Source organism: Pseudoalteromonas sp. UBA2102 (genome assembly GCF_002331165.1).
In the GTDB taxonomy this organism is placed as follows: Bacteria; Pseudomonadota; Gammaproteobacteria; order Enterobacterales; family Alteromonadaceae; genus Pseudoalteromonas; species Pseudoalteromonas atlantica.
The window spans coordinates 24,154-31,520 of record NZ_DCYU01000092.1; the positions used below are offsets into that span (position 1 = coordinate 24,154).

General features: G+C 36.3%; 6 protein-coding genes. 4 read left to right on the plus strand and 2 right to left on the minus strand.

Translation table 11 applies throughout. The features are described from left to right. Positions 1-180 precede the first annotated feature (180 nt). On the plus strand, positions 181-771 hold the full coding sequence (locus B2R65_RS13015) for a hypothetical protein (RefSeq protein WP_055018897.1): 591 nt from the start codon (positions 181-183) through the stop codon (positions 769-771). 241 nt (positions 772-1,012) lie between these two features. Here B2R65_RS13015 and B2R65_RS13020 read toward each other — a convergent pair whose 3' ends face one another. Beyond that, entirely contained in the window at positions 1,013-2,422 is a 1,410-nt protein-coding gene (locus tag B2R65_RS13020; protein ID WP_223866400.1) for a sensor histidine kinase, read from the minus strand. Then, positions 2,419-3,093, minus strand: a complete 675-nt coding sequence (locus B2R65_RS13025; protein ID WP_024032693.1) for a response regulator transcription factor — start codon at positions 3,091-3,093, stop codon at positions 2,419-2,421. Before B2R65_RS13025 ends, B2R65_RS13020 begins: the two co-directional genes overlap by 4 nt. A 173-nt stretch (positions 3,094-3,266) precedes the next feature. Between B2R65_RS13025 and B2R65_RS13030 the strand changes: the two genes are divergently transcribed. From B2R65_RS13030 to B2R65_RS13040, 3 genes are read left to right on the plus strand one after another with little or no spacing between them, the layout of a single operon-like run. Then, positions 3,267-5,228, plus strand: coding sequence for an LTA synthase family protein (locus B2R65_RS13030; RefSeq protein WP_286743292.1), 1,962 nt, complete (start codon positions 3,267-3,269; stop codon positions 5,226-5,228). 2 nt (positions 5,229-5,230) lie between these two features. Then, the gene (locus B2R65_RS13035; protein WP_096042867.1) at positions 5,231-6,883 is read left to right on the plus strand and encodes a phosphoethanolamine transferase; all 1,653 of its coding nucleotides are present in this window, start codon (positions 5,231-5,233) and stop codon (positions 6,881-6,883) included. Further along, complete coding sequence (locus tag B2R65_RS13040) at positions 6,873-7,259, plus strand: diacylglycerol kinase (protein WP_024032690.1); 387 nt, start codon at positions 6,873-6,875, stop codon at positions 7,257-7,259. Before B2R65_RS13035 ends, B2R65_RS13040 begins: the two co-directional genes overlap by 11 nt. Positions 7,260-7,367 lie beyond the last annotated feature (108 nt).

A 7,367-nucleotide genomic window follows, 5' to 3' on the forward strand; every position in this document is an offset into this window, starting at 1 on the left:
ACAGTAAAAGCTAATAAATGAATAGAGTACAGGTATAACTAACGCGCACTCCCTTAGTAATCCAGCCTAATAAAATTTGGCTAATATTCAATAAGATTCTGTTTGCGTTGCCGAAGGAGTTGATATTCTGGCTTCATTAATCTTTAATAAGCACAAATATTACTTCACAAAGGATTACTTATGGGAAAGGAACTCGATATTTATAAATTACACAAACCAGATAGAACATACGATATAATTGACCTAGATATCGTATCGATGGCAGACCAAATTGCCGAAGAAAATAACCTCAGTTATAAAGAAGCAGTAATATTAGCCAAGATTGGCTTTCCAAGCGGCAAAACTAGAATAACGGATATAGTCAAAAACGGATTTAGCTGCAAGGTTGAAAAAGAAGCTTTAAAGCAAGCCTACGACGTAAACTTATTTACGAATTACCTTGTTTTGAACCAAAAAGCGTATATTGCCCTAGGGAACTATCTGCAAGTATACGGGGAGTTTATACCGCTTAGGTGTGATAAAGAGCTAATTTTATTTAATCCACTCGTTTTCGAAGAAGAAGACGAATCTCTTACTGAAAAGGCTTACCTGAATGGTATTGAGGATGGCCTCAAATCCTTATCATTTAAATCAGACAAAAATCTTGTTTTTAAATCATGCATGCAAGGTGGGACAGCACTTTATTGTAATGCTGCGTTTAAATCTCTGGTTAATGAAAATAGCTTAAGCGGACTTTCTTTTAACAGTGATTTAGTTAGCATTTTTGCTTAACAAGATAAGCGCGTAATGTATTCATTTAATAAGATCTAACCAAAACTGTCAGATTTGAACAAATAAAGTCAATCAAATCGAACAGACGCATTTATTCCATGAGCGGACAGTGATAACAACACCCAGCTAAGCCGCAGAAAAGGTGTTGATTGTTTTATAGCTGCCAGAAAATTAAGTATATAGGAGCCTCTTCACATAATTGTACACCCCAGCCTTTATTTCTATGTAGTTAGTGAATAAGCTAATCCGTAGTTAAGGCTAAAGAAAATGTAATTTTTTTGTCACTAACTTTCGCGCTTAATTGCGCATCAATTGCTTTACTAAGCGTCTTAGCGATTGATAGCCCTAATCCAAAGTTATCAATCGATGTTCTTGAAGTGTCTTTTTGCCATAATGGGTCAAATAATTGGTCTATATCGCTATCATTCAAAGGTTCATTAAGGGAATTAGTAACTGATAATATTAAGTTTTTATCCCTTACAACTCTCGTGGAGACTAAAATTTTTGAATCGAGTGGACTGTATTGTTTCGCGTTGTTAACTAAATTGCTAAAAATTGATTCAAGGGCAAACAAGTTGCTCATAATTGCTGGTGCATTTTCATCCAACTGCAAATTTACACGTGATAAATCATGGGTTTCCAGTATTCTGCTAATAACTTGATTTAAATCACAGGCATCTCGCTTGTTCAGCTTACCTCCCCCGTATTTATGTAATAGCAATAAATTTGAGACTATATTTTTAAGTCTCAGGCTTATCTTCAAAGCTTCAGGCTTAAAGTCATCATTGAGCTCTTTTTCATTTGGAAACCGTATGGAGACTTCTGCCATATTAATTAGTTCGGCAATGGGCGTTTTTATTTCATGGGCAATATCTGATGTGAGGCGCTTCTCTCTTAGGTAAAGTTGCCTGTTCTCTTTAATAAAGGCATTTAAACTTTCAACAATTGGCAAGAGCTCTTTAACTGGCTCTTTTATAAATATCTCTGAGCCTTCACTGATAATGCTTAACTGACTGATATCCTTATTTAATTGTACCAATGGCGCAAGTGATGTATCTATGGCCTTTCTGACAAACAATCGAATAAATACAATAACTGTAATCGTCGTGACTATAAAAATAACGTCAATCAACCAAAGTACAAAATCAACTTCCTCAGAGGATGCTGTATAAGCTAAAATCATTGACTCACCGTCTGTCTTTTTAGAGGTGTCAACTGATGCATTATCTTTTACTTGTGGTATAAAACGACTGTAAAAAATTCGGCCATCTCGACCATCAGGTAGTTGAATAGGTCGTATTTTTGATTCGCCAATTTCCAAGTTTTCAAATGGTAGGTTTTTAACCTCAAATAAATCTAAACTTTTTGAGCGGATGGAGGTACCTTCTTTGTTCCATATTTGAAAGTATTCGGGCTCAACTTCTCCTGCGAACTCAGGCATAAACTCACTGGAAAAATTATAGGAATAACCATTATCGGTCTTATTTACTAAGGTCTTTAACATACCTGCTTTAGATTGCAGGCTGCGATCAAACTCATTGTCTATCCAGCTATCAACAGCAATATCAGTGGCCAACAATATGCATAAAACTAACCCTGTTATAGTTACTGAGAGAGTAATTACTAGTTTACTGCGAATAGATTTCATCATTGCCCTTGCACAATATAACCAAAGCCACGTTTGGTTTGAATTGGTAGCTCTCCCCCTGCAACTCTTACTTTTTTACGAGCAGATGATAAATGGGCTTCAATCGAGTTTTTCGATATTAAATCATACTGTCCTGCAAGATAGGTACTTAGCTTTTCCGCACTAAACACTTTATTTTGATTGCTAAATAAACATTCGACAATTTTGTACTCGTTGGGTGTTAAATCAATAACGTTGTCAGAAACTTTTAGCAGTTTTAACTGTAAATTCAGGGCTAAATTATCAATAACTATAATATCACTGACCATTTTTAGTCCACCACGACGCATTAAATTTAAGAGTCGAGCGTGAAGTTCATCAAATGAAAAAGGTTTAGTGAGGTAATCATCCGCTCCGGTTAGAAGCCCTAAAACGCGGTCTTCAGGTTCTTGCTTTGCGGATAAAATTAAAACTTTAGTATCAAGCTGTTTTGTTCTTATGGTTTGCAGTACAGTGATGCCATCGATACTAGGTAGCATAATATCAAGTATTACAAGCTCATATTCACCTGTCATTGCCATACTCAACCCTTGTGAGCCATCACCGGTTTCATCCACCGCAAAGCCCAAATTTGTTAAGCCAACCCGTAAACTACGTCGCAGTGACCCTGAATCTTCAATTATTAATAACTTCATGTTCTATTCGTTCACCTGAAAATACATCTTAATCACTAGGTTACGCTATATAACTTAAGTTTTACTTAAGGCTTCCTTAAGTTTTTATAGTATAGCCATTATTAAGTTTATCATCAGGATTTCTTAAGTTTCGATTTTTAGTATTGCTGCAATTTTTAAAGACGAGTACAACTATGTCAGCAAATACTTCCGTTTTAAAACCCTTGTTACGTTTTACACTTATATTGTTATCAATCTTTATAACTTCCCGAATTGGGCTATTGATATGGCAACATTCAAGATTAAATGATGGTGATATTTGGCCAGTCATTTCAGGTGCTATCAAAATAGACTTAAGTAGCGTTGGATACTTAGCAACTATTGGAGTGCTGATATTGATGCTGCATGTAATTGCACGCTCTAAAACAAAGCTATTCCAGCGCATGTTTTCGCTTTACGGTAGCATTATTGCGACTGTTGTTGTTATTTTAGAAACATCAACAGCTGCATTCATCACTCAATATGATGTAAGGCCTAACCGGTTATATATTGAATATCTTGATTACCCACAAGAAGTATTCTCGATGCTAATTCATGGTCACCTTTTAGCAATGCTAAGTACATTACTTGTGGCGACAATAACAAGTATTTACAGCTATCGCCTTTTATATAGAGCATTCACAAAACCACAAGTACAGCCACTGAAAAAAGTAGCTAATTTATCTATTCTTATGGGTGTTTTAATACTTTGTTTCCTTGCTGCCAGAGGTACATTGAGCCACCGGCCACTTAACCCTGCATTAGTCTATTTTTCTCAAGATTCACTAGTAAATTCACTTGTTCTTAACTCCACTTACAGTGTTGCGTTTGCGCTGAAAAACATGGGTAACGAAAAAAGTGCTAGCAATTTGTATGGCACAATGCCTCATCAGCAAGTTATAGATATAGTCAAAAAGGCTTCTTATCGTAAGCAGTTTGTCACCGGAAATATTCCGACCTTGGCACACAACAAACCTTTTGTTTCTGGAGTTAAAAAAAACTTAGTAATTATACTTGAGGAAAGTTTAGGTGCCCGATTTGTTGGACAACTTGGTGGGTTAGGTATAACTCCTGAACTTGATGAGCTATATCAACAAGGGTGGGGGTTTGACAACCTTTATGCTACGGGAACGCGCTCCGTGAGAGGTATTGAAGCAATTACCACTGGCTTTATGCCATCTCCATCTCGCTCGGTAGTTAAACTATCTAAATCCCAGCATAACTTTTTTTCATTAGCTGATGTATTGAGTCAACAAGGTTATATTCCCCAATTTATCTACGGCGGTGAAAGTCATTTTGACAATATGAAAAGCTTTTTCCTAGGAAACGGATTTAACGATATTGTTGACATCAACCACATTGAAAACCCTCAGTTTATCTCATCTTGGGGCGCGAGTGATGAGGACTTATTCCAACAAGCAGATAAGGAACTGACTAAACTAAGTAATGCGGCAGTGCCATTTTTTAGTCTTGTATTTACTTCGAGCAATCACGATCCATTTGACATCCCACAAGGTAAGGTATCGCTACCTGAAGGGTATAGCCCTGAAAACTATAAACGTGATCTTGCAATTAAGTATGCAGATTACGCACTAGGGAAGTTTATAAATAAAGCAAAAACACAATCGTACTGGAAAAACACCGTATTTTTGGTTGTGGCAGACCATGATGTGCGTGTTTTTGGCTCTGAGCCCGTCCCTTTAAAGTCTTTTCACATACCTGCGGTTATTTTAAACAGCGATATGAAGGCTAAACGCGACTCAAGACTTGTTAGTCAAATTGACCTACCAGTTACTTTGTTGTCACTTTTAGGAATTGAACAAGCAACTCCAATGGTGGGCTTTGATCTCACCAAAAATTATCCAGTTGAACGCGTGATGATGCAGTACTACGACAATTTTGCATACCTAGAAAATGATCGCGCTGTCATCCTAATGCCAAATCAACAAACTAGCTATTGGCGCTATAACAAAAAAACCAAAATACAAAAAAGAAATAAACCGGAAAACGCAGATAAAACGTTAGCTGAAAAAGCACTCGCTCATGTGTTATTTAGCAACTTAGCTTACACAGAGCAGCTTTATCGTTTAGCTGATAAAAATAGCGATAAGGAATAATTATGAAAAATGCTTTTAAAATTTTTAACATTTCGTCTTGGCATGTAAGTTATAGTCATTTCGTTTGCTTAGTTTCGATGTATATTGTTATCGTATTTAATGGCTTGTTTTTATACAACACCTTTATTGCTGCAACACAGCCAGGCCATATAAATTGGCTTTTTATCACGTCTATTCCTTTAATGCTTTTCTCATTGACTATTTTAGTTTTGAGTTGGTTGTCCTTAGTTACTTTTGTTAAACCCGTACTTTTATTTAGCGTTTTACTTTGCTCATTATTGTTTTATTCAACACTTAATTATGGCGTTATTTTTGACAAAAGCATGTTACAAAATATTGTTGAGACAAACTCAGGTGAAGCATTTTCATATTTAAATTTTCAGCTTGTAATATTTGTAGTTTTATTAGGAATTGTACCTACTTACTTATTTTCCAAGTTCATAATTATTGGTAGTTTTAGAGTACGTTTAAAGAGCTTTGTGAAGCTAAATCTATTTGCTTTGCTTTGTTGTGCTTTAATAGCAGCAACCTTTTATAAAGAGTACGCTTCTGTAGGGCGTAATAACCGACAGCTTACAAGCTATATCACCCCGTTTGCTTTTTATACAGCGGGTTATAAATATTTGAGAGATAATTACTTTTACCCCCCCCTACCTTTTAAGGTACTTGATAATTTACCAGCTTTAGAAAATAAAACGACCACCTCGCTAACAGTAATGGTTGTAGGAGAAACTGCTCGGGCTGCTAACTTTTCACTGCAAGGCTATAGTAGAGCAACGAATGCTTATACCTCTAAGCTAGGCGTGAAATATTTTAGTGATGTTTCATCATGTGGAACGGCAACGGCTATCTCCGTGCCCTGTATGTTTTCACGGCTTAATCGCAAAGAATATGATTCGCGCCTTGCTAATAGTCAAGAAAATGTCCTAGACATTATCCAGCGTAGTGGTGTTGAAGTGACATGGATTGATAATAATAGCAGCTGTAAAGGAGTGTGTGCTCGCGTCAAATCAGAAAACATTGAGCCGAACAAAAAGCACTCGCTCTGTGACGGTGATTACTGTTTTGATGAAATATTAGTCTCGAAATTCAAAGACAGAATAGCTAAAAGTAACGTTAAGCATAAATTGATTATTCTACATATGATAGGTTCACATGGGCCAACTTATTATCGTCGTTACCCTGAACACGCAAGTTTGTTTAAACCTGACTGCGATCGAAGCGATATTCAGAACTGTACTACAACAGAGCTAACAAACACATATGATAACACTATTGCATACACAGACAGGGTATTGAGCGAATTAATAAAAGTATTACAAGAAAGTAACGAAACGGAAAAATCACTCTTGTATGTGTCAGATCACGGTGAGTCACTTGGTGAAAAAGGCTTATACCTTCATGGGTTTCCTTATGCACTAGCACCAACCGAGCAAACTCATATCCCAATGATTTTTTGGAGTAATAAGCTTACTGACTCTGAATTCAATCGCTGTGTTGAGTTGCAACACTCAAAAACATTTTCACACGACAATATTTTTGACACTTTGCTTGGATTAACTCATGTAAATAGCAACCAATACCAACCTATATACGATATTTTTAACGCCTGTAAGGCCGAAGCCTACAATGAGGGAATTCCCAATGCAGTTTGATAATGTAAATAAGCCGTCAGGTATTAATCGAGTATTTTTAGCTTTTAAAAATTCACAGCGTGCATTTAAATGGCTTGCCAAAAATGAAGCTGCTTTTAAACAAGAGCTTTTATTACTTGCTTTATCGCTAACTATTATTTCTATTTGGCAGATAGGTATTTACGAAAAGGTCATGCTCCTAATCTCTGTTTTATTTGTGATATTCGCAGAGATTGTTAATACAGCAATAGAAGCAACAATAGACAGAGTTGGCTTAGAAATTCATCCATTGTCTGGTCTCGCTAAAGATTTAGGCTCCGCAGCAGTACTAATTGCTCTATTGATATGTTCAGTCGTCTGGGTTGCTGTATTTATAAACTATATTGGTTATTTTTAAAATTTATCCAATCTCAATGACCGCTGATCGCTCAAATAAGGCCCCGAAAAATGGCTCATATAGCTATCTAGGTTAACGCTTTCAAAAAACAGAAGTATATTTCCGATA

Excerpts from the sequence above, each read along its gene's own strand:
- B2R65_RS13015 (WP_055018897.1), top strand. The coding sequence starts at position 181 with ATGGGAAAGGAACTCGATATTTATAAATTACACAAACCAGATAGAACA.
- B2R65_RS13020 (WP_223866400.1), bottom strand. The coding sequence starts at position 2,422 with ATGATGAAATCTATTCGCAGTAAACTAGTAATTACTCTCTCAGTAACT.
- B2R65_RS13025 (WP_024032693.1), bottom strand. The coding sequence starts at position 3,093 with ATGAAGTTATTAATAATTGAAGATTCAGGGTCACTGCGACGTAGTTTA.
- B2R65_RS13030 (WP_286743292.1), top strand. The coding sequence starts at position 3,267 with ATGTCAGCAAATACTTCCGTTTTAAAACCCTTGTTACGTTTTACACTT.
- B2R65_RS13035 (WP_096042867.1), top strand. The coding sequence starts at position 5,231 with ATGAAAAATGCTTTTAAAATTTTTAACATTTCGTCTTGGCATGTAAGT.
- B2R65_RS13040 (WP_024032690.1), top strand. The coding sequence starts at position 6,873 with ATGCAGTTTGATAATGTAAATAAGCCGTCAGGTATTAATCGAGTATTT.